The organism is Bacillus sp. EB600, assembly GCF_024494385.1.
Lineage (GTDB): Bacteria > Bacillota > Bacilli > Bacillales > Cytobacillaceae > JAEVLT01.
Genome location: NZ_JAEVLT010000127.1, coordinates 1 through 870, shown reverse-complemented (window position 1 = coordinate 870; position 870 = coordinate 1). Strand labels below are relative to the sequence as shown.

1 pseudogene is annotated in these 870 nt (G+C 39.9%); it reads left to right on the top strand.

Features of this window, described 5'->3' with window-relative positions:
• Nucleotides 1-129: 129 nt before the first annotated feature.
• Nucleotides 130-744, top strand: a pseudogene (locus JN080_RS28825) (tyrosine-type recombinase/integrase); the annotation flags it as partial.
• Nucleotides 745-870 lie beyond the last annotated feature (126 nt).

Here is an 870-nt window from a genome sequence, read left to right as displayed (position 1 = left end):
ACCCCCAATGTGGGCTTGAAAATGATGAGCTTCAAAAAGTTGAATCCAAGGTTAATGACTTGATGACAAACTATATAGAACGATTATAACTTTGGACCTAAGAAAGCATCCTATCTTTTTAGCCCCCTTGCAGATGAAGATTCTGAAAAGATCATGTGGTTGACAGAAGATGAGTTTGAAGATTTACTCTATACAATAAGGAAAAAACCCGTCAAAAGCAGGGGAGTGAATCCGGGAGAAAAGTATCTCCGTGATCGGGCGATTATTTATTTGCTTACTTACGCCGGATTGCGAGTGGATGAACTTTCAAATTTAAAATTAACGGACATCGATTTAGAGTTGAAGCAAATCCGAATTGTTGGAAAAGGGATGAAGGTCAGAACGGTACCTATTTCGAATACGCTTCTGGCTGAAATCAAAGATTGGTTGTTTTTCCGAGCAGAAATGGCGAATCAGAAACCGCATGTAGAGGATTCCCCTTATGTTTTTTGCAGCCAGCGATCACCGAAGTTTACGGTACGTGGGATTCAGACGATGGTCGAAAATTACAGCTTGCCAAATAAAAAACTGACTCCCCATATGTTCCGTCATACGTTTTGCAAATGGATGCTAAAAGCAACGAATAATGATATTGAAAAGGTAAGAAGACTTGCAGGCCACAGTAACATCGCGACAACAAGTAGATACTTGAAGGATTCGTATAGTGACTTGGCAGATGCAGTAGATGCATTGCCCAACTTTTAGAAATGTATAGACGATTTTTTAACACCATCGCCTTAAGGCAATGGTGCTTTCTTCAGAAGTGAGACCTTCAAACATTTTAGGGGAACAGCGTTACAGACTGATAACAGGTAAAGATTACTATCTGTT